The organism is Paenibacillus sp. B01 (assembly GCF_009649995.1).
Classification (GTDB): domain Bacteria; phylum Bacillota; class Bacilli; order Paenibacillales; family Paenibacillaceae; genus Paenibacillus_O; species Paenibacillus_O pasadenensis.
The window spans coordinates 4,827,501-4,848,715 of the sequence record NZ_CP045802.1 but is presented as its reverse complement, the minus strand read 5'-3'; the positions used below and the strand labels follow the sequence as shown (position 1 = coordinate 4,848,715).

Annotated in this window: 15 protein-coding genes (1 of these 15 only partly in view); 10 read left to right on the top strand and 5 right to left on the bottom strand. The window is 66.5% G+C overall.

Going from position 1 to position 21,215, the window contains the following annotated elements; translation table 11 throughout:
* Window positions 1–13 precede the first annotated feature (13 nt).
* The 4 genes from GE073_RS20825 (at window position 14) to GE073_RS20810 (ending at window position 3,304) form a co-directional block, all read left to right on the top strand.
* On the top strand, window positions 14–1,054 hold the full coding sequence (locus GE073_RS20825) for a phosphotransferase family protein (RefSeq protein WP_194843428.1): 1,041 nt from the start codon (window positions 14–16) through the stop codon (window positions 1,052–1,054).
* Complete coding sequence (locus GE073_RS20820) at window positions 1,051–1,860, top strand: inositol monophosphatase family protein (protein WP_153784228.1); 810 nt, start codon at window positions 1,051–1,053, stop codon at window positions 1,858–1,860. The genes GE073_RS20825 and GE073_RS20820 overlap by 4 nt, the downstream gene beginning before the upstream one ends.
* Window positions 1,861–2,001: 141 nt before the next feature.
* Window positions 2,002–2,421, top strand: a complete 420-nt coding sequence (locus GE073_RS20815; RefSeq protein ID WP_153784227.1) for a hypothetical protein — start codon at window positions 2,002–2,004, stop codon at window positions 2,419–2,421.
* Window positions 2,422–2,434: 13 nt separating this feature from the next.
* A complete protein-coding gene (locus GE073_RS20810) occupies window positions 2,435–3,304 on the top strand; it encodes an aminoglycoside 6-adenylyltransferase (RefSeq protein WP_028598816.1) in 870 nt (289 codons plus the stop codon).
* A gap of 166 nt (window positions 3,305–3,470) precedes the next feature.
* On the opposite strand, the gene GE073_RS20805 is transcribed toward GE073_RS20810, so the two are convergent.
* Window positions 3,471–5,024 (bottom strand): DUF4179 domain-containing protein, encoded by a 1,554-nt coding sequence (locus tag GE073_RS20805; protein WP_153784226.1) that lies wholly within the window; start codon window positions 5,022–5,024, stop codon window positions 3,471–3,473.
* Window positions 5,014–5,592, bottom strand: coding sequence for a sigma-70 family RNA polymerase sigma factor (locus GE073_RS20800; protein ID WP_228551686.1), 579 nt, complete (start codon window positions 5,590–5,592; stop codon window positions 5,014–5,016). The genes GE073_RS20805 and GE073_RS20800 overlap by 11 nt, the downstream gene beginning before the upstream one ends.
* Window positions 5,593–5,852: 260 nt before the next feature.
* Between GE073_RS20800 and GE073_RS20795 the strand changes: the two genes are divergently transcribed.
* The 6 genes from GE073_RS20795 (at window position 5,853) to GE073_RS20770 (ending at window position 18,295) form a co-directional block, all read left to right on the top strand.
* Window positions 5,853–6,167, top strand: coding sequence for a HesB/YadR/YfhF family protein (locus tag GE073_RS20795; RefSeq protein WP_153784224.1), 315 nt, complete (start codon window positions 5,853–5,855; stop codon window positions 6,165–6,167).
* Window positions 6,164–7,288, top strand: coding sequence for an N-acetylmuramoyl-L-alanine amidase family protein (locus GE073_RS20790; protein WP_153784223.1), 1,125 nt, complete (start codon window positions 6,164–6,166; stop codon window positions 7,286–7,288). Before GE073_RS20795 ends, GE073_RS20790 begins: the two co-directional genes overlap by 4 nt.
* Before the next feature lie 42 nt (window positions 7,289–7,330).
* Window positions 7,331–8,659, top strand: a complete 1,329-nt coding sequence (gene rmuC, locus GE073_RS20785) for a DNA recombination protein RmuC (RefSeq protein WP_228551683.1) — start codon at window positions 7,331–7,333, stop codon at window positions 8,657–8,659.
* A gap of 147 nt (window positions 8,660–8,806) precedes the next feature.
* Window positions 8,807–9,376, top strand: coding sequence for an SLOG family protein (locus tag GE073_RS20780; RefSeq protein ID WP_416362097.1), 570 nt, complete (start codon window positions 8,807–8,809; stop codon window positions 9,374–9,376).
* 506 nt (window positions 9,377–9,882) lie between these two features.
* Complete coding sequence (locus GE073_RS20775) at window positions 9,883–11,007, top strand: hypothetical protein (RefSeq protein ID WP_028598823.1); 1,125 nt, start codon at window positions 9,883–9,885, stop codon at window positions 11,005–11,007.
* 250 nt (window positions 11,008–11,257) lie between these two features.
* Window positions 11,258–18,295, top strand: coding sequence for a glycoside hydrolase family 3 N-terminal domain-containing protein (locus tag GE073_RS20770; protein ID WP_153784222.1), 7,038 nt, complete (start codon window positions 11,258–11,260; stop codon window positions 18,293–18,295).
* 158 nt (window positions 18,296–18,453) lie between these two features.
* Here the strand turns inward: GE073_RS20770 and GE073_RS20765 are convergent, their stop codons facing one another.
* The 3 genes from GE073_RS20765 to GE073_RS20755 all read right to left on the bottom strand — a co-directional run.
* Window positions 18,454–19,590 (bottom strand): methyltransferase domain-containing protein, encoded by a 1,137-nt coding sequence (locus tag GE073_RS20765; RefSeq protein ID WP_153784221.1) that lies wholly within the window; start codon window positions 19,588–19,590, stop codon window positions 18,454–18,456.
* A gap of 86 nt (window positions 19,591–19,676) precedes the next feature.
* Window positions 19,677–20,234, bottom strand: a complete 558-nt coding sequence (locus tag GE073_RS20760; RefSeq protein ID WP_228551682.1) for an ArsR/SmtB family transcription factor — start codon at window positions 20,232–20,234, stop codon at window positions 19,677–19,679.
* Between the two features lie 37 nt (window positions 20,235–20,271).
* On the bottom strand, window positions 20,272–21,215 hold the 3' portion of the coding sequence (locus GE073_RS20755) for an MFS transporter (protein ID WP_153784220.1). The gene runs 343 nt beyond the window's last position; the window shows 944 of its 1,287 coding nt (coding positions 344–1,287); its start codon lies beyond the right edge, outside the window; its stop codon occupies window positions 20,272–20,274.

Sequence of the window (21,215 nt, the reverse complement as noted above, 5' to 3'; positions counted from 1 at the left end):
GGAAGGAGCCGCCATGACGACCAAGATCATTTTTTCCTCGCCTCGCGTAGGCGAGACGAGCGACGAGCAGCTGCAGCGCATGCTGGACCGCCACGGGCTCGGCCGCCTGCTCGCCTGGAGCCGGACCGGCCAGGGCGCGATGAGCCAGACGCTGCGCATCGAGACGAGTACGGGAGCGTTCATCCTCAAAGGAAACCCGCTCTATCCCGGACATCTGGAGGAGGAGCGCTGGTTCACCGAGCAGCTGGCCTCGCGGACGAGGCTGCCGCTCCCGATTCCTTATATCGTGGACGAACGGACGGATCTGTTCGGCTGGAGCTACGCGATCATGCCGTGCCTGCCCGGCCGGCATCTTGGCGATCTGGCGGACGAGGGAGGCTTCGCCGGAGCGGAAGCGGCCGCCGAGGCGCTGCACGAGATCCATCGCTGGAAGGAGCCGGTGTACGGCGAGTACGATCCGATTTCACGCAGGATCGTCCCGTTCGAGGGCGGCTACTACGGCTGGCTCTTCGAGCGCATCCTCTACTGGCTGCATGATGCGGCGCGGTTTTCCGCCATCGGCGCCGAGGACACGGCATGGACCGAGGAGAGGCTGCGGCAAGCGCAGCCCGATTTCGCCGAGCTCGGCCAAGCGGCCTTGTGCATGGGCGACTTCAAGCCGGGCAACTTCCTGCTGTCGAGCCGTCCGGCCGACGCCAGCCGCCTCGCAGTCAGCGGCCTGTTCGACCTGACGAACGCCTACTTCGGCGATCCGCTGGCCGATCTGGCCAAGCTGCTCGTCTATTACCGCGGGCGCGGCCGGCAGGACCTGGCGGCGTGCTTCCTGCGGGCCTATGCGGAGGGAATGGAGGACGAGCGAGGGCTGGGCAGCCGCCTCGGCGTGCATCTGCTGCATCAGAACGTGCTCGATTGGGGCTGCCTCAAGGCGATGGGAGCCGCCGACTGGCCTGCGGAGCTGACGTTCCGGGCATGGGCGGCCGCGCAGCAGGCGGATCTCGCCGACTGGCTGGCCGCCATCGAGCCGCGATCCGCGGGCAGGAGGGAGACGCCATGACGGAGCATCAGGCGGTGCTGGCCCGGGCCAGGGAGGTGGCCGAGCTCGCCGCGCGCGAGGCGGCGGCGCTGGCGCGGGATTATTTCACGCGGGACAAGCAGGTGCAGGACAAGGGCGACAGCGGCGATCTCGTCACCGTCGCCGATACGCTGGCCGAGGAGATCATCCTGGCGCATATCCGCGCGGCATTCCCGGACCATGAGATCCGCAGCGAGGAGACAGGCTGGCACGGAGCGCCGGGCGACTGGCTGTGGCTCGTCGATCCGCTCGACGGGACGAACAACTATGCGATCGGCTTGCCGGTATACGGCGTCTCGATCACGCTGCTTTACCGGCGCGAGCCGCTGCTCGGCGTCATTTGCGACTCCCATCTGGATCGGCTGTATGTGGCGGAGCAGGGAAAGGGAGCCTTCGTCGACGGAGCTCCGCTCTCGATCCGCCGCTGTCCTTCCGTGCCGCGCATGACCGTCGGCTGGATCCAGGGACATGCCGTCGGCAAGGACGAGCGGGTGCTCGCGCTCAAAGCCCGGCTCGAGGGCAGCTTCAAGCGCGTCCTGCGCCTATGGGCGCCGGCGCTGCAGTGGTGCATGCTCGCGCGCGGCGATCTGGACGCGATGGTGCTGTACAATTCGGAGGGCGACGATCTGTACGCCGGACTGCTGCTCGCCCGCGAGGCGGGAGCGGCGGTCGTCGATTTCGACGGCGAGCCTTTCGAGGGGATGAACGCGGAGCCGTATCTGATCGCCGCCCATCCCGATCATCTGCCGGAGCTGATCGCGCTCGTGCGGGACGGCTTGAAGGTGTGAGCCATGGCAGGCGAGCGGACGTGCGCGCCGGACCCTGTTTAGACCTTTTTAACGGGGGTCGGCGATTCTTCTACCCTCTTTTTACCTCTCTATGGATTACGCTAAGGACATCGAAGAGTCGAGCAGAGAGGATCGGGAACGATGGGAGAAGAAGCGCTGAACGGGATGAGGCTGTACGTCGTCGATCGGGTGGAAAAAGGCTCATCATGCCGATGCGCCGTGCTGCAGCTCAGCTGCGGCGCCTGCAGCGGCTGGAGCGAGGCGGAGGTAGCCCGGTGCGGGCAGCCATTCGATCTCGTGCGCTGGGCGTGCTGCCTGCAGCCGCTGCGGCGGATGACGCCGGAGCAGGCTATGCGCGCGGTGCAGGAGCGCGGGAGCGGCTGGGGAGAGCCGCGCCGCAGGCTCGTGCTGGGCGCGCTGCTCGAGCTGCGGGAGCGGTTGACGCGGCCGGAGCGGCCGAAGGAGCGGCCGGTCTGGACCGGCGAAGGCCGCCTCGGGGCCGCTGAAAGAGACGAGCGGGCGATGCTCGAGCGGGCCGCTTCCTATTACGAGATTTTGTGAAGGAGGAGCTGGAATGCGGAGCGAGACGGACATGATGGAGCTTTTTCTGGCGACGGCTCGGGAGGACGAGCGGATTCGAGCTGTCACGCTGGAAGGCTCGCGCACCGATCCGAACGCCGCGCCGGATCTGTTTCAAGACTATGATATTTCCTATCTCGTCTCGGATATGGATTCGTTCCAAGCCGATCCGGACTGGATCGACCGCTTCGGCTCGCGGCTCTGGCTTCAGACGCCGGAGGCGATGGAACTGTTCCCGGCCGAGCTGGGGCGCCGCTTCTCGTACCTGATCCTGTTCGAGGACGGCAACAAGCTCGACCTGACGCTCATTCCGATGGAAGAGGCGTCAGCCTACGCGGCGGAGGACAAGCTGCTGAAGGTGCTGCTGGACAAGGACGGCCTGCTGCCGGAGGTGCCGCCTTCGACGGATGAGGACTACCGGGTCAGCGCTCCGAGCGAGGCTTATTTCCATGATTGCCGCAATGAGTTCTGGATGGTCTCGACCTACGTCGCCAAAGGACTGTGGAGGCGGGAGATCCTGTATGCGATGGATCATCTGAACGGCATCCTGCGGCCGATGCTGCTGCAGATGCTGGAGTGGCAGGCCGGCTATCGGACGGGGTTCTCCGTCAGCGTCGGCAAGAACCGCAAGCGGATCCGGCGGTGGCTGGAGGAGGACGAGTGGGAAGGGCTGATGCAGACATTTCCTGGGGGCAGCGAAGAGGAAGTCTGGGAAGCGCTGTTCGCGGCCGTCCGCCTGTTCCGGCGCTCGGGAGAACAAGTGGCCGCCCGTCTCGGCTGCCGCTATCCGGCAGAGGAGGACGAGCGCATGGCCGCTTATTTGCGGCGGGTGCAGTCTCTTCCCGCGGATGCAGGGCGGTTTTGACGCAATGGGTCGACGGCTTCAATAGCCGGGGCGAATCGAGGGGCGAAAAAGGGCTTGGATGCGCTCGGCAATTTCCCCCGCCAAGAGCAGCGCAAAAGACCCGCCGGACATCGATCCGGCGGGTTTCTCGCTTCCAGCATGCTTGCTTTTTTCGGCTGTCGACCGATCAGTCCGGCAGCATCTCGACCTCGATCGGGCGCAGCGCGTAGCCCGGATAGCTGGTCACGTCGAAGGTGAGCGGCTGCGGAAGCTTCTCCTCGGGAAGCTCCACGAAGATCGTCTGTCCTTCGGTCGGATTGGTGTGGAGGATCATCCGTCCCGTCCCAGCCTCCCGCTTCGTTCCGGATCCATCCGTAAATGTGCTGGAGACGAGGAGGCTGTAGGCGTACAGGCTGTCCCGCTCGTCGAGGCCGGTCAGGCGGAAGGCGAGCACGTTGGACACGTCGAGCTGTCCCTGAAGGAGGGACGTATCCGGCGCTGTCATCGAGAGCCGATCATCCGGCGCTTCCAGCATGATGCGCTTTTCCGTGTCGACGACGATCTGCTGCCCCTTGGCGAACAGGTAGAAGCCGTCGGCCTGCAGCGTCAGCCGCTTCGGCTTCTGAAAGTAGCCGTTCTTAAAGAACAAGACCGGCTCGTCGCCTAAAAAGCCGCCGGTGCTGCGCCACTCGCGCCCGGATTCATCCGTCAAGCGAAGATTCAGCAAGCCTTGGATCTCCATCGTATTGGCGGGATCCTTGCGCAGCTTCAGTTCGAGCTGCAGCGGCGTCTGGCGGGCCGAGACGACGATCAGCTTCTGGCCTTCGATCTCGAGCGTCCGGTTCAGAGGAAACTCGCGAACGAGCCCGGCTGACTTGTTAAGATCGATGTCGAGCGGCACCTCCAGCATGACTCCGGCTTGATTGACACGCAGCAAGACCTGCTCCGGGAGGCGCTCGCCCGGACTCATCTGCACGTCGATCATGTCCGGCTTGCTGTCTTCCGAGCCTTCCGATTCGGAAGATGGCGGCGTATAGCCCGATGAATACCCGGCAGACAGAACCTGGCCTTGCCCGTCCAGCATGCTCAGACGAAGAGGGACGGATTCGAACTCTTGCAAGTTCGTCCGGTAAAAAACGACCAGCCGCCGCTCGTCGGCGACGAGCGCCTCGACGGTCAGCCATTTGCCGTCCTTTTCCGCGGTGCGGCCGACAATCTGCAGCAGATCGCGATCGATCGAGCTGAGCAGGGCGGGATTCTCCCCGATCAGCCGCAGGAAGCCGGAAAGGCTAGGCACGCTGCGCAGCGCATCGGCAAACGCCGGACTGACCTTAGCCGCGCCGGCCGTCAGCGCCAGCAGCGAAATGAGCGCGGCAGCCAAGCCTAGGCCGAGCCTGCGTCTCCGCCTCGGCCGCGAGCGGCGCTTGCCGCGCTCCAGCCCAGCCCGGATCGCCGCTCGCAGCCGCTCGTCCGCCGCGAGCTCCGCATGCTCGGCATCGCTCAACCGCCCGTCTGCCACGAGCTCCGACGGCTCGGCTTCGCTCAACCGCGCATCCGCCGCTCGTTCCGCATGCTCGGCTTCGCTCAACCGCGCGTCGGTCGCGAGCTCCGACGGCTCCGCTCCAGTCGTCCGCCCGCTCTCCCGCCCGCCGGCGGACGAGGCTCCCGCCTCCGCAGGCTCATGCCCGTCCGCCGGGCCTTCTTCCCCTTTGCGTCCAGGAACCTTACGTTCATCCTCCATGCTTGCCCTCCTCTCCCTTCCGCAGCTGTCCGCGCATCTGGCCGAGCGCCTTGTGCAGCCACGTCTTCACCGTGCCCGGCGGCTTCTCCAGCGCGCGGGCGATCTCGGTCAGCGTCATGTCCCGGTGGTACTTCATGCGTACGACATCCCGATACGGCGGCTCCAGCGCATCGACCACCGCCGCCAGATCGAGCCGCAGGTCGGCTTCCCCTGCTTCATCGGCGAGGGGGGCGGCCTCCCGGCCTCGCCGTTCCAGCAGCTCCGCCGCCTCCGCGCTGGGCGGCTGCCTGCGGCTGCGCTTCAGCTCGTCGGCGCAGACGCGCAGCAGGATGCGCACGAGCCAGGTGCCCATATAGTCCGGCTGGCGCAGCTCGCGGCGCTTGAGCCAGGCCCGGCATGCCGTTTCCTGCACGGCCTCGAGCACGTCGTGCTCGCCGGACAGGCAGGCCGAGGCGATGCGCCGCAGCCGATGCCGCTCGGCATCCATCAGCTCGAGGAACGCTTCCTCGTCGCCGGCGGCCGCCCGTCTCGCCAGCATCCTCTTCGATTCAGGCTCTAATGGAATCATAAGCGCTCCTTATCCGGGATTCCCCGTTCGGCGGCCCCTTGGCCGTCTGGCCGGGGCTCCTCATCATTAGACCTGCGAGAGGGGCGAACGGTTTTCCTCCCCGCGCATTTCGATGAGAGTTTATTCATGGAACGCCCTTTCGGCTGGCTCTAGCAAGTCCGCCTTTGTTATACTATCATCGAATCTAGCAAATACTAGTAGAGTGAAAGCCGGGCAAACGGGAAGCAAGTCCCCGCGCGGTAAGGAAGGAGCACGGGAGCATGAAGCTGGTCGTAGAGCCGGAAGCGGCTCGCTGGTATAAGCGGGAGCTGGGCCTGGAGGATGGAGAGCAGCTGCGCGTCTTCGTGCGGCTCGGAGGCTGCGGCAGCGTGCAGCCGGGACTGTCGCTCGGCATCATGAAGGACGAGTCGCGATCCCCGGGCTTGCGGAAGGAGCAGGAAGGACTGGTCTTTTTCATGGAGGAGGACCAGCTGTGGTATCTCGACGCCAAGGAGCTTCATCTCGTCTACGACGAGGCGGAGCGGGAAGCGGTCATCGAGGTGCGGGACGGTCCGTTGAAAGGGGGAGCCGAATGATTTGCAGGCTGACGATGCTGCTGATCGCGCTTCTGCTGGCGCTTCCGGCCTGGACGGCCGGCGAGGCGACGGCGGCGGGCGCGAGCTACAAGGTCGGCACCAAGTCGCTCGCCGTGCGCGAGGACGCCGACAGCGGCTCCGCCGTGAAGGGATACTTGAAGCAGGGCACGGTCGTACAAGTGACCGAGGAGAAATACGGCTGGGCGAAGCTGAGCGGCGGCGGGCTGAAGGGCTGGGCGGCCGCGCACTTCCTGGTGGCGTCGTCCGGCTCCGCCAGCGCTTCCGGCTCCGGCTCGTCTGTGACGACGGCTTCCGCCGCCAAGGACAGCGGCTGGAAGTCCGTCGCCGGCAGCGGCGTGCGGCTGCGCAGCGGACCGGGAACCGGCTACGATGTAGTCGGCAGCGTGACGACCGGCGACCGCGTCAAGATCCTCAAGCAAGAAGGCAGCTGGACTCGCGTCACGACCGAGAGCGGCCAGACGGCGTGGATGAGCAGCCAGTACATCGGGGGGAGCGTGGCCGTCAGCTCCGGCGGCGGGCTCGGTCCGGCGACGGGCTCTTCCCGCGGCAGCCTGCAGGGCAAGCTGATCGCCGTCGATCCGGGCCACGGAGGCAACGACCCCGGCATGATCGGCACGACCCATGGCACCGAGGAGAAGGATCTGACGCTGAGCACGTCCAAGCTGCTGGCGGAGGAGCTGCGCTCGCTCGGCGCGCGCGTCGTCATGACGCGCACCAAGGACGGCGAGAAGCCGGCGCTGCCGGAACGGGTGAAGACCGCCGCCGACGCGGAGGCGGACGCATTCGTGAGCGTGCACTACAATTCCGCCAAAAACCAGGCGTCGGGAACGCTGGTCTTCTATTATTCCAAAAGCAAGGACGCCCCGCTCGCGCATGCGGTGGAGGGGCGGCTGCAAGGACTGAGCCTGCGCAGCAACGGCATCGCCTTCGGCGACTACCATGTGCTGCGGGAGAACCGGCTGCCGTCCGTCCTCGTCGAGCTCGGCTTCCTCAGCAACGCCAAGGATGAGAAGGAAGCCCGCACGGCGTCTTATCAAAAAGCCGCGGCCAAGGCGATCGCCGAGGGGCTTCAGGATTATTTCGCCCGCAAGTCCAGCTGAGCGCCTTCCGGCGCGGCTGACAAAAGAAGGTAGGTCGGACCGATGGATACGAATACGTTCCTCATCATGGGGCTGCAGCTGCTCGTGCTGGCCGGCGTCGGCTTGCTGCTGCTCCGGCGTCCCGGCAGCGGCCGGGGCGGACAGGATGCCCTGATCCGCGAGCTGCGCGCGGAGCTGGAGCGGCTGCGGGCGGAGCTGCGCCGGGAGAGCTCGGAGCAGGCCGCGCAGGCGCGCCAGGAGGCGTCCGCCTCGGCGCGGCAGAGCCGCGAGGAGCTGGCGGCGGCTCTGAACGCGACGAACCGCATGCTCATGGCCAACATGAACGACATGGCCCAGCAGCAGAAGCATTTGCTGGATCATTTTTCCGAGCGGCTCTCGGAGCTGACCCGGGTGAGCGAGACCAAGCTGGAGCTCGTGCGCGGCACGGTGGAGGAGAAGCTGCGCCTGCTGCAGGAGGACAACGGACGCAGGCTCGAGCAGATGCGCGCGACCGTGGACGAGAAGCTGCATGCGACGCTGGAGCAGCGGCTCGGCGAGTCGTTCAAGCTCGTCAGCGACCGGCTGGAGCTCGTGCATCAGGGGCTCGGCGAGATGAAGAATCTGGCGAGCGGCGTCGGCGACCTGCGCAAGGTGCTGACGAACGTCAAGACGCGCGGCACGCTCGGCGAGATCCAGCTCGGCAACCTGCTGGAGCAGACGCTGACCGTCGAGCAGTACGAGCGCAACGCCGCCACGCGGCGCGGCAGCAGCGAGCGCGTCGAATTCGCGGTGCGCATCCCGGACAAGCACAACCCCAAGCAGTGGCTGTACTTGCCGATCGACTCCAAGTTCCCGATCGAGGACTATCAGCGGCTGCTCGACGCGCTTGACGCCGACGACCATGCGGCCGCGGCCGAGTGCTCGAGGCTGCTGGACGCCCGCATCAAGGCCGAAGCCAAGAGCATCCAGGCCAAGTACCTCGATCCGCCGAACACGACCGACTTCGGCATCATGTTCCTGCCGGTGGAGGGCCTGTTTGCGGAGGTGCTGCGGAGGCCGGGCTTGTGGGAATACGTGCAGCGGGAGCACCGGGTCGTCATCGCCGGTCCGACGACGCTCACGGCGCTGCTCAACAGCCTGCAGATGGGCTTCCAGACGCTGGCGATCCAGCAGCGCTCGAGCGAGGTATGGCAGGTGCTCGGCGCGGTGAAGACGGAGTTCGGCAAGTTCGGCGACCTGCTCGACAAGACGCAGAAGAAGCTGCAGGAGGCGAGCAACTCGATCGACGCCGCCTCGGTGCGCTCGCGCGCGATCGAGCGCAAGCTGCGCAAGGTGCAGGAGCTGCCGGCCGGCGAGACGCCGGATCTGCTGCTCGAGGCCGCCGGCGATTAGCCGCTGCAGGGCTTGGATGCGGACTTCGGTCCGCCGAGGATCAGCAGGCGGCAAGGAATCAATTGAAGGCCCGGGCAGGCGGGCGATCAGCAGGCGGCAGGCAATCCATGAAGGCCCGGGCAGGCCGGGATGAAGGAGGCGCTGCGCATGGGCGGCATCGTGAATCTGCTCGCGACCGGGTACCGGGCGCATGAGCTGAATATTTTCAACCAGAAGCATGAGGCGATTCCGTACATCAAGGCGGCGGCGACGAGCCGGCTCGTGCCGCTGCTGGAGGACGGCCTGGAGTGGCTGCTGTCCCCGGGCGGCTACGGCTTCGACCTGTGGGCGGTGGAGGCGGCGCTGGAGCTGAAGCGGGACTATCCGCAGCTCAAGGTGTCGATCCTGACCGCGTACGCGAACGTCGACGAGAAGTGGAAGGACGACCGCAAGCTGTACTACGAGGAGCTGCTGCGCCAGGTGGACCATCATGCCAGCGTCAGCAAGCAGTCGTACGAAGGCGTCTGGCAGCTGACCGCCCGTGACAGCTTGCTCGTGCGCAAGAGCGACGCCATGCTGCTCTTTTACGACGAGGAGATGGGCGAGGGCAGCCCGCGCTACTTCAAGGAGCGCGCGCTGAAGCGTCAGGAGACGGGCGACGATTACCCGCTGCTCACGATTTCGGCGGAGACGGTGCAAAGCATCGCCGACGACGCTCGGAGCGCGGCGTTCGAGTAGAGGTCGCGCTATGAATCCAAGGCAGAATTGTGCCTTGGATGTTTGATTTCGGGCCGAATCTGGTGGATCCAAGGCAGAATTGTGCCTTGGATGTTTGATTTCGGGCCGAATCTGGTGGATCCAAGGCAGAATTGTGCCTTGGATGTTTGGTTTCGGGCCGAATCTGGTGGATCCAAGGCAGAATTGTGCCTTGGATGTTTGATTTCGGGCCGAATCTGGTGGATCCAAGGCAGAATTGTGCCTTGGATGTTTGGTTTCGGGCCGAATCTGGTGGATCCAAGGCAGAATTGTGCCTTGGATGTTTGATTTCGGGCCGAATCTACGAATCCAAGGCAGTTTTGTGCCTTGGATTTTTGATTTTCAGCCCGAGCTTCCACCAGGCCGACGGCATGCGTGCGTCCCCAAAACGTCTCGCGAGGCGCAGCGCTCGTCGTCCTTCACCTTGCCCAAGCCGATCGGCATAAAGTAGGGCAGAATCCACTTCAACCGGGGCAGGTGGGAGAGGCGTGCAGAGCGACATCGAAACGGACGGACAGCCGGCGGACGGCTGGCATCATTCCACGAGCATGGAGCGTTCGCTATTAGGCCGTCTCGTGAACCGCAGGAACAAGGTCAAGGCCGAAAAGCCGCCCAAATACATTCCCAAGCAGCTGGTCGGCGCCGAGGCGCTCAGCCCGGTGTCGCTGCAGCTCAGCTTCAGCAAGCCGCTCGCGCCGGAGGAGCTGGAGGCAGCTCCGGCTTACCTCAAGCTCAGCGGCGGCTTGCAGGTGACGGGATGCCCGCGCCTGAAAAACGGCTCCCGCGCTTCCTACATCGTGCCGACGAGCCTTCAGCAGCCGGGCAAGCGCTACGCCTGCGCGTTCCGGGGCGGCGACAAGCTCGGCTTCCGCGCCGGCGTCGACCGGATCTTTTTCCGCCGCGCCGTGGCCTGCGCCTACGATACGGTCGAGCTCGCGGCATCGCTCGGCGATGCGGTGGTAGACGTGGGCAGGGTGACGGAGGCGGTACGGCCGGAGTTTGCCGGGAGCGGCTTCGAGCTCAGCGCCGACAATGTGTTCGAAGGCCGATACTATCAAATCGTGCCGCCGCTCGACGGGCTGACCGTGCAGATCTCGCCCGAGCGCGGCCAGACGCTCGAAGCGACGTATATCCCGGGCACGCAGCTCGCGTCCGCCCGCCAAGCGCCGCGCTTCCGGCTGCCTGCCGGCTTCGCGTTCACCTCTGGCCAGCGGTATGCAGTCAGCGCGGAGTGGGCGCGGATCGGCCAGGACGAATTTACCGCCCCGGCCTATCGGCTGCCCGCGCCGCCGCACTCCGCGTCGCCGCACTCCGCGCCGCCGCACTCCGCGTCGCCGCACTCCGCGTCGCCGCACTCCGCGTCGCCGCACTCCGCGTCGCCGCACTCCGCGCCACCGCACTCCGCGCCGCCGCACTCCGCGTCGCCGCACTCCGCGTCGCCGCACTCCGCGTCGCCGCACTCCGCGTCGCCGCACTCCGCGTCGCCGCACTCCGCGCCGCCACATTCCGCGCCCATGCTGCCATCGCCAAAACTTCCTGCGCCTGCGCCGGAGCGGCTGCGGCCGCTGGCCGCGCTGCCGGCTCCCTCGCCAGCCAGGCGGAGCTCGAATTAGTCCGCTTCGACGGCAGCGACCGGGTATTACTTCAGGTTTGACGTTTGTTTTTTCAAGGATGTGCCGGAGGGGCATTCCCCTTCGGCTGTTCCTTGTCCTATACTGGGCTTGCGATCGCTGGCATGGGAGCGGCATCACGGCGCAGGCAGCACGACTCTCGACCTGCGTTTCTGTAAACGATTACAGGAACGCGCCTCCGCATGCTCGGTCTTGGTATCGATTACATTTACAGAGGAGGCTTCATGCAGTGATGAAACCGAGTATCCCTTCTGCGCAGCAGCGCGGATCCGGAGGCGGCCGCGCCAGACCGCCGGAAGCGAGAAAAGGCAAGGCGAAGCGCTGGCTGTCCGCGCTGACGGCCGCGGCGCTGGCCGCAGGCATGCTGCCGGCAGCGACGTCGGCGGCGCCCGAAGCCGGAACGCTGCCCGCTTATTACAACCCGGCGCTGACGCCGGAGAAACGGACCGAGGATCTGCTCGCCCGCATGACGGTCGAGGAAAAGGTCGGCCAGATGGTGCAAGCGGAGCGCGCCTCGGTGACGCCGGAGGACGTGCGGACCTATCATCTCGGCTCCGTGCTGAGCGGCGGCGGCTCGTTCCCGAACGGCAAGCAGGCCGACAGCACGCTGGAGAACTGGACGGAGCTGTACGAGAGCTACCAGAACGGCGCTCTGTCGACGCGTCTGGGCATCCCGCTGCTCTATGGCGTCGATGCGGTGCACGGCCACAACAACGTGAAGGGAGCGACGCTGTTCCCGCATAACATCGGGCTGGCGGCAGCGGGCAGCGAGGAGCTGGCCGAGCGGGTCGGCGAAGCGGCCGCGGCCGAGATCCGCGCCACGGGCATCAACTGGACGTTCGCGCCGGCGCTCGCCGTCGTGCAGGATATCCGCTGGGGCCGCACCTACGAAGGCTTCGGGGACAGTCCGGAGCTGGCGGCCAAGCTCGGCGCGGCGTACATCAGGGGGCTGCAGGGCGAGAAGCCGGAGCAGCTCGCCGACCGCGAGCATGTCGTCGCTACGGCCAAGCATTTCGTGGGAGAGGGCTATACGGCAGGCGGCGTCAACCAGGGCAACGTCACTGCTTACAGCGAGGAAGACATCTGGAAGCTGGAAAAGCCGGTCTACGAAGCGGCCGTCAAGGCCGGCGTCGGCACGGTCATGGCTTCCTACCACAGCATCCAGGGGCTCAAGATGCACGCCAACGAGCGGCTGCTGCAGGACAAGCTCAAGGGCGAGCTCGGCTTCAAGGGCTTCGTCATCTCCGACTACAACGCCATCGATCAGATCACGCGGGACTCGGCCGGCAACGCGGTCAGCGGGCTGAAGGCCCAGGTGCGCACGGCGGTCAACGCCGGCGTCGACATGATCATGGAGCCGGATAAATGGAAGCAGGTCTACGCCGATCTGAAAGCGCTTGCCGAAGAAGGCGCCGTGCCGATGTCCCGCATCGACGACGCCGTCACGCGCATCCTGACGGTGAAATTCCGCTCCGGCGTGTTCGAGCAGCCTTACGGCGACCGCGACATGCAGCAGGCGTTCGGCTCGCAGGCGAGCCGCGCCGTGGCGCGCGAGGCCGTATCCCGCTCGCTCGTGCTGCTCAAGAACGATCCCGTGCGCGGGGCGGACGGCGTCGAGGCGCCGATCCTGTCGCTGCTGCCGACGATGAAAAATCTGCTCGTCGCCGGCAAGAACGCCAACGACATCGGCCGCCAGTCGGGCGGCTGGTCGATCACCTGGCAGGGCTCGGCCGGCGCGATCACGCCCGGCACGACGATCCTCGAGGGGCTGCAGGCGGCCGCCAAGGCAGCCGGCGCGACGGTGACGTTCAACGAGCACGGCCGCGGCGCGGCCGGCAAGGACGCCGCGATCGTCGTGCTCGGCGAGAAGCCGTACGCGGAAGGCAGCGGCGACGCCTCGAGCCTCGATCTGGACACGGAAGACCAGGCGACGCTGGACAACATCCGCGCGGCGAATCCGGATCTTCCGGTCGTGCTCGTGCTCGTCAGCGGGCGTCCGATGACGGTCGCGAAGCAGCTGGACCAGGTGCAGGGCCTCGTCGCGGCCTGGCTGCCCGGCACGGAAGGCGCGGGCGTAGCCGACGTGCTGCTCGGAGAGCGCGAGTTCGAGGGCAAGCTGCCGATCCGCTGGCCGTTCGAGCTGAGCGCTTACGCCAAGCCGGATCCGGGAGCGGAGGAATTCCTTTTCCAGACCGGCTATGGTCTTCAAAAGAACCAGGCGACTCCGCCGCTGCCGGAAGCTCCGCAGCCGGAGACGCCGGAAAATCCGGGCTATGTGCAGATCGAGGCGGAATCGTTCGTCGCCCAGTCCGGCATCCAGACGGAAAAGACGCAGGATGCGGGCGGCGGCGACAACATCGGCTACATCGACGATGGCGACTGGACCGAGCACGAGGTCGAGCTCGAAGGCGGCCTGTATGACGTCGAGGTCCGCTACGCCAGCTGGGGAGACAGCTCCGGCCTCCGGATCGTCGACGGCAACAAGCAGGCGAGCGCGACGATTCCGCTGCCGCGCATCGCCAGCTACCAGGACTGGGGCTCGGCCAAGGCCAAGGATATCGAGCTTCCGGGCGGACCTTGCAAGCAGAAGCTGCGCCTCTCGTTCCTCGGCGGCAGCTTCAACCTCAACTGGGTGAAGCTGACCCGCACGGGCGACGCGCCGTCGCCGACGACGGTGGTTTGCACGGAGGAGCCGGGCGGCCCGGGCACGCCGATCGAGCCGGAGATCGTGCAGGAGGACGCGGTGCAGAGCTGGATCAGCCGCGAGCGCGATCCGGGCGACATCCGCTGGTACTACGCCCCGCGCTGGCAGGAAGGCGACAGCAAGCTGGCCCCGCAAGCCCCGCTTGACGTCGTGAAGCCGAACGAGGCGGCAGGCGAGGTCATCGAGCTCGATGCGGACACCGCCTATCAGTCCATTTTCGGCATCGGCTCCTCCATGGAGGAATCGACCGTCGGCAATCTGATGAAGATGTCCCCGGAAAAGCGGCATGAGCTGCTCGTCCAGCTGTTCGACAAGGAGAAGGGAGCCGGCATGAGCCTCGTGCGCGTCACGATCGGCACGGCGGACTTCACGGGACAGCCGTTCTATTCCTACAACGACCTGCCGCCGGGCGAGACCGACCCCGAGCTCAAGAAGTTCTCGATCCAGAAGGACCGCGACCTCGGCATCATCTCCACGCTCCAGGAGATCCAGGCGATCAACCCCGACGTCAAGTTTTTCGGCTCGCCGTGGAGCGCGCCGGGCTGGATGAAGACGACGGGCAGCATGATCAAGGGCGAGGTGCTGGAGCCGTACCTGCCGGTTTACGCCGATTATCTGGTGAAATTCGTGCAGGCGTACGGCGACGAAGGCATCCCGATCGAGATGCTGACGATGCAGAACGAGCCGCTGCTCGAGATCGAGTATCCGAGCACGAAGATGAGCTGGCAGCAGCAAGGCCGCCTGGCCGCGCTGCTGCGGGCGAAGCTCGACGCCGCCGGCCTCGGCGAAGTGAAGATCCTCACCTTCGACCACAACCCGGGCGACACGATGGCGTATCCGGCGCAGCTGCTGCGCGATCCGGCCGCCTACGCGGCTGTCGACGGCACGGCTTTCCATGACTATGGCGGAGAGCTGAGCGAGATGACTAGGCTCAAGGAGCTGTTCCCGGAAAAGAACGTCTACCTGACGGAGCGCGCCGTCTGGGGCACGCAGGGAGCGGACCGCATCGCGCAGTACTTCCGCAACTGGGCGCGCAGCTACAACTCGTGGGTCGTCATGCTCGACAGCGACATCCGCGCCCACCAGTGGACAGGCGTGCCGGATCCGACGCCGGTCATCCAGGACTCCGCAGACCGCGACCACTACTGGCTCGCGCCGGAGACGTACTTGATGGCGCAGTTCTCCAAGTTCGTCCTGCCGGGCTATGAGCGGATCGACAGCAATTACGGCAGCAAGGACACCGTCACCAACGTCGCCTTCCGCAGTCCGGACGGCAAAAAGATCGTCGCGGTGCTCATCAACCAGACGGCGTCCGACCAGCCGGTCAAGCTGCTCAGCGACGGCACGCAGATCAGCGCGGTCGTGCCGGCCAAGTCCGTCGCCACCTACAGCTGGACCCGTCCGGAGCTCGGACGGACCGCCCCGGGCCGCTTCGCGGCGTCAAGCTTCGACCGGGCCGAGGGCTCGTATTCGGCCGACGCGGCGACAGGCGTCGTCGACGGCCTGAACGCCGACCCGGCGCAAGGCCAGGCGGCCTTCGACTACGGCGTGAACGTGCGCAAGGCCGGCCGCTACACGCTCGACCTGAGCTATGCGGGACAGCCTGCGGACGCCTCGGTCACGGTAAAAGCCGGCGGCGCGACGGCCGCCTATGTGCCGGTTACGCGCGATACGTACGGCGAGTTCGCCGCTGTCCGCGTCCAGCTCGACCTGCCGGCCGGGGAGCAGCAGCTGCGCCTTGAGGCCGCGGGCACCGGCTACCGGCTGCGCGAGCTGCGCCTGCAGCCTGCAGCCGGCGAAGCGGCGCTGCCGCAGCGCGTCGAGGCCGAAGCGGCCTCCAGCACGGCGCATGCGCTGCTGCTCGAGGCTCCGGCAGGCGCATCCAAGGATGCGGTCAGCCTGCACGGCGGCAGCGAGCTGAACGTCCGCGTTTCCGCCCCGGAATCGGGCCTGTACCAGCTGCAGTACCGCTACCGCACGGAGTCCGAGGCCGATGCCACGGTGAGCTGGTCCGTCTACGGGGGCAGCCCGATCCACAGCGACGCGCTGCCGGCATCGTCCGCGTGGACGACCGCATCGGGCACGATCCGCCTCAGCCAGGGAGCCCAGCAGCTGCGGCTGACGGCGGCGGATGGACCGCTCGCGCTCGACTGGGTGCAGCTCGGGCCGGTACTTCAGGTGAAAGACAACCCGCGCCTCATCGCCGTGCCGGGAACGGCTTCGGCGGATGATTACGCCGCGATGTCCGGCTTCAAGCCGGGAGCCGGCGGTTCAGCCGACGGCCGCCAGCTCGGCGAGTCGGACGCGGGCGACTGGGCCGACTATCGCTTGGCCGTGCCGGAGGCCGGACGGTACACGGTGACGCTGGAGCTGCAGTCGCAAAACGGCGGCATTGGCGCGTTCAGCCTGAAGCTCGGCGAGTCCGTGCTGGCGACGTACGGCGTGCCGCAGATTTACAACAACTGGATCACGGTGCGCAAGACGATCGACCTGCCTGGCGGAGAGCAGACGCTGCGGCTCGCTGCGAACGTCGGCGGCTTCAACGTCGGCTCGCTGGCGGTCGAGCCGCTGCGCCCGCAGATGGCGGGAGCGGACGGAGCGCTGCAGCTCGAGGCGGAGAGCTATTTCGACGCCGACCGCAACGCGATCGAGACGAACCGCAGCTCCGGCACGGCCAACGTCGGCTATACCAATGCCGGCAACAAGCTCCATTATGGAGTGGACGTGCCGCAGGCCGGACGTTATAAAGTCACTTACCGCTATGCGACGCAGCAGTCCGGCGTGTCCGCGGCTCTGCTCGCGGACGGCCAGTCCGTCGGCGCGGTTTCGCTGCCGTCCACCGGAGGCTGGGGCACGTACCGGGAGGTCTCGGGCATCGTCGCCCTTCCGGCCGGACCGCAGCAGCTGTCCGTGCTCATCCAAGGCGACGGCTTCAACCTCGACTGGCTGCGCCTCGCCCCGACGGACGAGGAGCCGGCCGTCCAGCCGGAGCGGGCGGCCATCGCCAAAGCTTCGCTCAAGGCCGGCAAGCACGCCAAGCCGCAAGCGGTGACGCTGGCCAGCGGAACGGCGGATGCCGCCGTCTACTACACGCTGGACGGCAGCCTGCCGAGCGCGGAGAGCGGCAGGCGCGCCGACGGTCCGATCCAGGTGGAAGGCACGGTCGTCATCCGCGCCGTCGCCGTCAAGGCCGGCATGGACGCCAGCTTCGTGTCCGCGTTCACTTATGTGACCGGTCCGGCTGATCCGCAGCCGAGCACGGATCCGGGCACGTCGCCGCAGCCGAGCGAGTCGCCGGGCTCATCGCCGACGCCGAGCGCGGGACCTACGGCCACGCCGGAACCGACCGGCGGTCCGATCGCGACGCCGGCGCCAAGCGCGTCTCCAAGCGCTTCGCCGACCGCCTCTCCCGGCGGCAGCCTGACCTCCGGCCAGCCGAAGCTCGACGCGGCTTCCGGCATCGCCTCCGTCGCGGTCAGCCAGGCCGAGCTCGACCAGGCCGGCTCGGCGGGCGGCAAGATCACGATCAACGTTCCATTCGTGGCAGGGGCGACAGGGTACACGGTCATCCTGCCGGCCGAAGCGCTGCGCAGCGGCGCCTCCAGCATGGAGCTGCGCCTGCCGAACGGCACGCTGCTGCTGCCGGCCGGCTGGCTCCAGGGAGCGGCGCTGGCCGGAGCCGACGTCCGCTTGACTCTCGCGGATGCGGCGGACCGCAGCGCCCTCACGGCGGGGCAGCAAGCCGCTTCCGCAGGCCTCCCAGTCTACCGCATCAGCCTGGACAGCGGCGGCAAGCCGGTCGTGCCGGCCGCATCACATCCTGCGGCAAGCGTCTCCGTGCCGGCCAAGCTGGCCGGCCAGGCGCTGGCCGACTCCCACCGCATCGCGGTGCGGCTGCTGGACGGCAGCCGGTCGCTCCCGGTTCCGAGCGGCCGCTACGTCGCCGGCGCCGGCGCTGGCAGCGGCAGCGTGAAGTTCGATGTCCGGGCATCCGGAACCTATGCAGCCGTTCTTTCCGGCGCCGAGTTCCGCGACCTGACCCGGCATGCTTGGGCGCAGCAAGCGATCGAGGCGCTGGCAGCCCGCGGCATCGTCCAAGGCGTGGACGAGCAGCGCTTCCAGCCCGGAGCTGAGGTCCGCCGCGCCGACCTGCTGCTGCTGCTCGTACGCGCGTTCGAATTCTCCGCCGATGGCGAGGCATCGTTCCGCGATATTCCGGCAGGAGCCTATTATGAGGAGGCGGCACGCATCGCCAAGCTGCTGGGCCTGGCCCAAGGCCGCGAGGACGGACGCTTCGATCCGCTCGCGCCGGTCAGCCGCCAGGAGCTGATGACGCTCCTTGCCCGCGCGGCCGAGCTGGCCGGAGAGCCGCTTGAGCCTGCTGCGCTCTCCAGCCTGGCGGCCTTCCGCGACAGCGGCTCCGTCGCGCCGTATGCAGCCGCGAGCGCGGCGGCGCTCGTCCAGGCCGGCATCGTCGGCGGCGACAACGGCGCGCTCAAGCCGCAAGGCACGGCCAGCCGCGCGGAAACGGCAGCGATGCTCTATCGCCTGCTGGAGCGCAGCTGATCTATTTGAGCCGGGCGGACGGGCTGAACGCCAAGTCAATCCGCCGCCCCGACACCGACTCCATCGCAACGCCAAAAGCCCTTTCCCGCTTGAGCGGGAGAGGGTTTTTGCGTTGCTCGGCTCCGTGCCTGCATGAGGTCAAGTCCGCCTGCATGAGGTCAGGTCCGTTTGGACGAGGCGCGGTTGCGAGTGCGGGTGCGCTTTTTCGGAGCCGGCTTGGCGGCAGCGGAGCGGCGGGTGCGCTTGCCGCCGCCAGGCTTGACTCTCGGACGGCTCGCCCGAGCGGGAGGAGCGCCACGGCGGGCAGGCTCAACCACCCGATCAGGCAGATTTCCCGCCCGATCCGCGGCCTCTCCCGAGCCGAGCCCTGCCCCGGCGCTGTCTGTCTCTCCCGAGCCGAGCTCCGCCTCCGCGTCGTCTGTCCCGCCCGAGCCGAGCTCAGCCCCAGCGCCCGGCGCCTCGTCCGGGCCGTCCGCGGCCGCATCGGATCGTTGCGGATGCGCTCCTGCAGCCTCTTCGCCGGAGCTCTCCGCCGATCCGTCCGCTTCGCTGCTCTTCTCCGCCGCCGGGACATCCGCCTGACCGCTTTCCTTGGCGGATGGCGCGGCAGCCGACATCATCAGCTCCATCGGTCCGGGATACAGGAACGGCTCCTCGCTGCCGCTGCGGACCGGAAAGCGGAGCTCCTGCACATAAGACGGCTCCTCCATCGGCTGGACGGAGAGCCACTGCATCTCATCTTCCGATACGCTTTGCTTCACTACGATCAGATGCATCATGAAGTGATGGGCGACGTTCATCTGGCTCTGCCGCAGCAAGGACAGCTCATGCGGCTCGTACATGCCTTCGTATTGCGGATAATAAAAGAACTCGAGCCGCACGAGCCGCAGGTCGGGCGCTTCCTCGCCCTGCAGCGACCAGCTTCTCTCGGCGCAGAAGCGGTATTCGTCCGGATCGACGTAACAGACCGGGTGGGACGTCCAGTATCGGGGAGACTGCTCGCTCAGAAGCGAGCGGTAAGCCGGGTTCGCCAGATGCGACGAGGCATGCGCGTAGGGAGCGGCGATGCATACGACAGCTCCATGGCGGCAGACGCGATAAAGCTCCTTCATCAGTCGGAGCGGGTCCGCCGAAAATTGCGCGCTGTCCGCCAGCATCGCGAAGTCGACCGAATCGTCGCTCAGCGGCAGCGGCGTGTCGAAGTCATGCACCAAGTCGACATCCGGCAGCCCGCGCGTATCGATGCCTATGCAGCCTGGATGCTTGGCCGCGCCGCAGCCCAGATCGATCCTCACATCATCTCATCCTTTGCAAGAAACGGGTTCGTACAGTCTATTCCGCCTGCGCGCCATCCGTTTATGCGAACGCCTTTCCGGGCCGTCTATTCCTCGATGTGTGAAAAAGAAAAGAAAAAATGATGGGCTTCCTGGCCGGGAGAGGCCGGCTTGCTATGCTCGCGGATGAAGTCCTGGATCATTTCGACGAAGGCCTCGGACTCTTCTTTGTTCAGATAGAGGTCGCTGTTCAACACCGTGCCGATCCGCTTCTTGCCGGAGCTTTGATTGTCCAGATATTTCTGCTTGCTGGCGTCGAACATGCGGGCGACGAGCTTCTGCGCTTCCGATGCGAAGACGGTGCGGATCGATTCGTCGACATCGTCTCGCCTCACCTGGACGCTCCCCTCGAACGCCTTGTAATATTTCGCGGTAATGCCGTTGATCAGGCGCGTCTCCTTCAGCTCGAGGAGGCCGATGCTCTCCAGCTTGCGGGCATGATAGTACACCTTGGCCGGCACCTCGCCGAGCTGGTCGGCGATTTCCTTGATCGTAGACGGCTCCGTGGCCTTGTAGAACTGGTCCAGGATCTTCATGCGGTATGGATCGGAGAAGATGCGGATTTCCTCGATCGTCTTGAGCACTTTCGTTTCGATGGCGGCCACTCCTGACTGCCCGGAGGCGGATGTAGGTTCCAGTATACTATATTTTCATGAAGCTCTTGCGGGTGAGCAGAAAGAAAGCAGGCAGCACCATCAGCAAGCCGGCGCCGAGGTAGAGCGTCTCGACCGGAACGAGGCTTCCCACCGCGCCTACCGCGATCGCGCCGACCGGCAGCAGCGCCGAGGAGATCATCGAAGAGAGGGAGCTGACGCGTCCTAGCATCCCGGCAGGCGTCACTTCCATCATATACGTCGAGAGCGGGGTATTGATGAAAGGAATGGCGGCTCCGCTGCTGAAAGCGAGCGCCGCGACGATGACGGCGGGCTGCCACTCGATCGCGGCAGGCAGGAAGTATAGACCCTGGCTGGCTCCCAATAGGAAGCAGCCGAATACGATCAGCGAGCTTTTGCGGAAGCGGCTCCCCCAGGCGCCTATGGCCAGACCGCTGAGGATCATGCCGGTCAGCAGGCAGACGCCGAGCAGGCTAAGGACGGACGGTCCCGCGTGCAGCACGTCTTTGACATAGACCGGCCCCATGACGTTGTGCGGGATGAGGCCGACGTTGAGCAGCGCACCCGTCATCAAGGTGAGGATCAGCAGCGAGTGGGAGCGGACGAAGGAGAGGCCGAGCTTGAAGTCTTGCCAGTATGCCGTCTTTTTCGCGCCTGCATCGTCCTGGGAGGGCGATGGGCGATCCTCGTCAGGCCGAGCTGGAACGGCTAGGAAGAGCAGAAGGAGCGCGGAGAGGAGAAAGGTCGAGGCGTCGACAAGGATAGCGCCGGCGAGTCCCGTCCAGGCGATGATCGCGCCGGCGGCTGCCAGACCGGCCAGCTCCGCGCTGCGCGAGAGAGAGGCGCTGAGGGAGTTTCCGCTCAGCAGCAGCGGCTTTGGCAGCAGGCGGGGCACGAGCGAGGTCTCGGTCGGAGTGGCGAAGCATTCCAGCGTTGAGTTCAGGAAAGTAAAGACGAACAGATGCCATGGCT

What these genes read in the sequence shown, in the direction of transcription:
- rmuC (WP_228551683.1), top strand. Translation starts at nt 7,331, where the DNA reads ATGGATACGAATACGTTCCTCATCATGGGGCTGCAGCTGCTCGTGCTG.
- GE073_RS20770 (WP_153784222.1), top strand. Translation starts at nt 11,258, where the DNA reads ATGAAACCGAGTATCCCTTCTGCGCAGCAGCGCGGATCCGGAGGCGGC.
- GE073_RS20820 (WP_153784228.1), top strand. Translation starts at nt 1,051, where the DNA reads ATGACGGAGCATCAGGCGGTGCTGGCCCGGGCCAGGGAGGTGGCCGAG.
- GE073_RS20800 (WP_228551686.1), bottom strand. Translation starts at nt 5,592, where the DNA reads ATGATTCCATTAGAGCCTGAATCGAAGAGGATGCTGGCGAGACGGGCG.
- GE073_RS20795 (WP_153784224.1), top strand. Translation starts at nt 5,853, where the DNA reads ATGAAGCTGGTCGTAGAGCCGGAAGCGGCTCGCTGGTATAAGCGGGAG.
- GE073_RS20810 (WP_028598816.1), top strand. Translation starts at nt 2,435, where the DNA reads ATGCGGAGCGAGACGGACATGATGGAGCTTTTTCTGGCGACGGCTCGG.
- GE073_RS20825 (WP_194843428.1), top strand. Translation starts at nt 14, where the DNA reads ATGACGACCAAGATCATTTTTTCCTCGCCTCGCGTAGGCGAGACGAGC.
- GE073_RS20790 (WP_153784223.1), top strand. Translation starts at nt 6,164, where the DNA reads ATGATTTGCAGGCTGACGATGCTGCTGATCGCGCTTCTGCTGGCGCTT.
- GE073_RS20805 (WP_153784226.1), bottom strand. Translation starts at nt 5,024, where the DNA reads ATGGAGGATGAACGTAAGGTTCCTGGACGCAAAGGGGAAGAAGGCCCG.
- GE073_RS20780 (WP_416362097.1), top strand. Translation starts at nt 8,807, where the DNA reads ATGGGCGGCATCGTGAATCTGCTCGCGACCGGGTACCGGGCGCATGAG.
- GE073_RS20815 (WP_153784227.1), top strand. Translation starts at nt 2,002, where the DNA reads ATGGGAGAAGAAGCGCTGAACGGGATGAGGCTGTACGTCGTCGATCGG.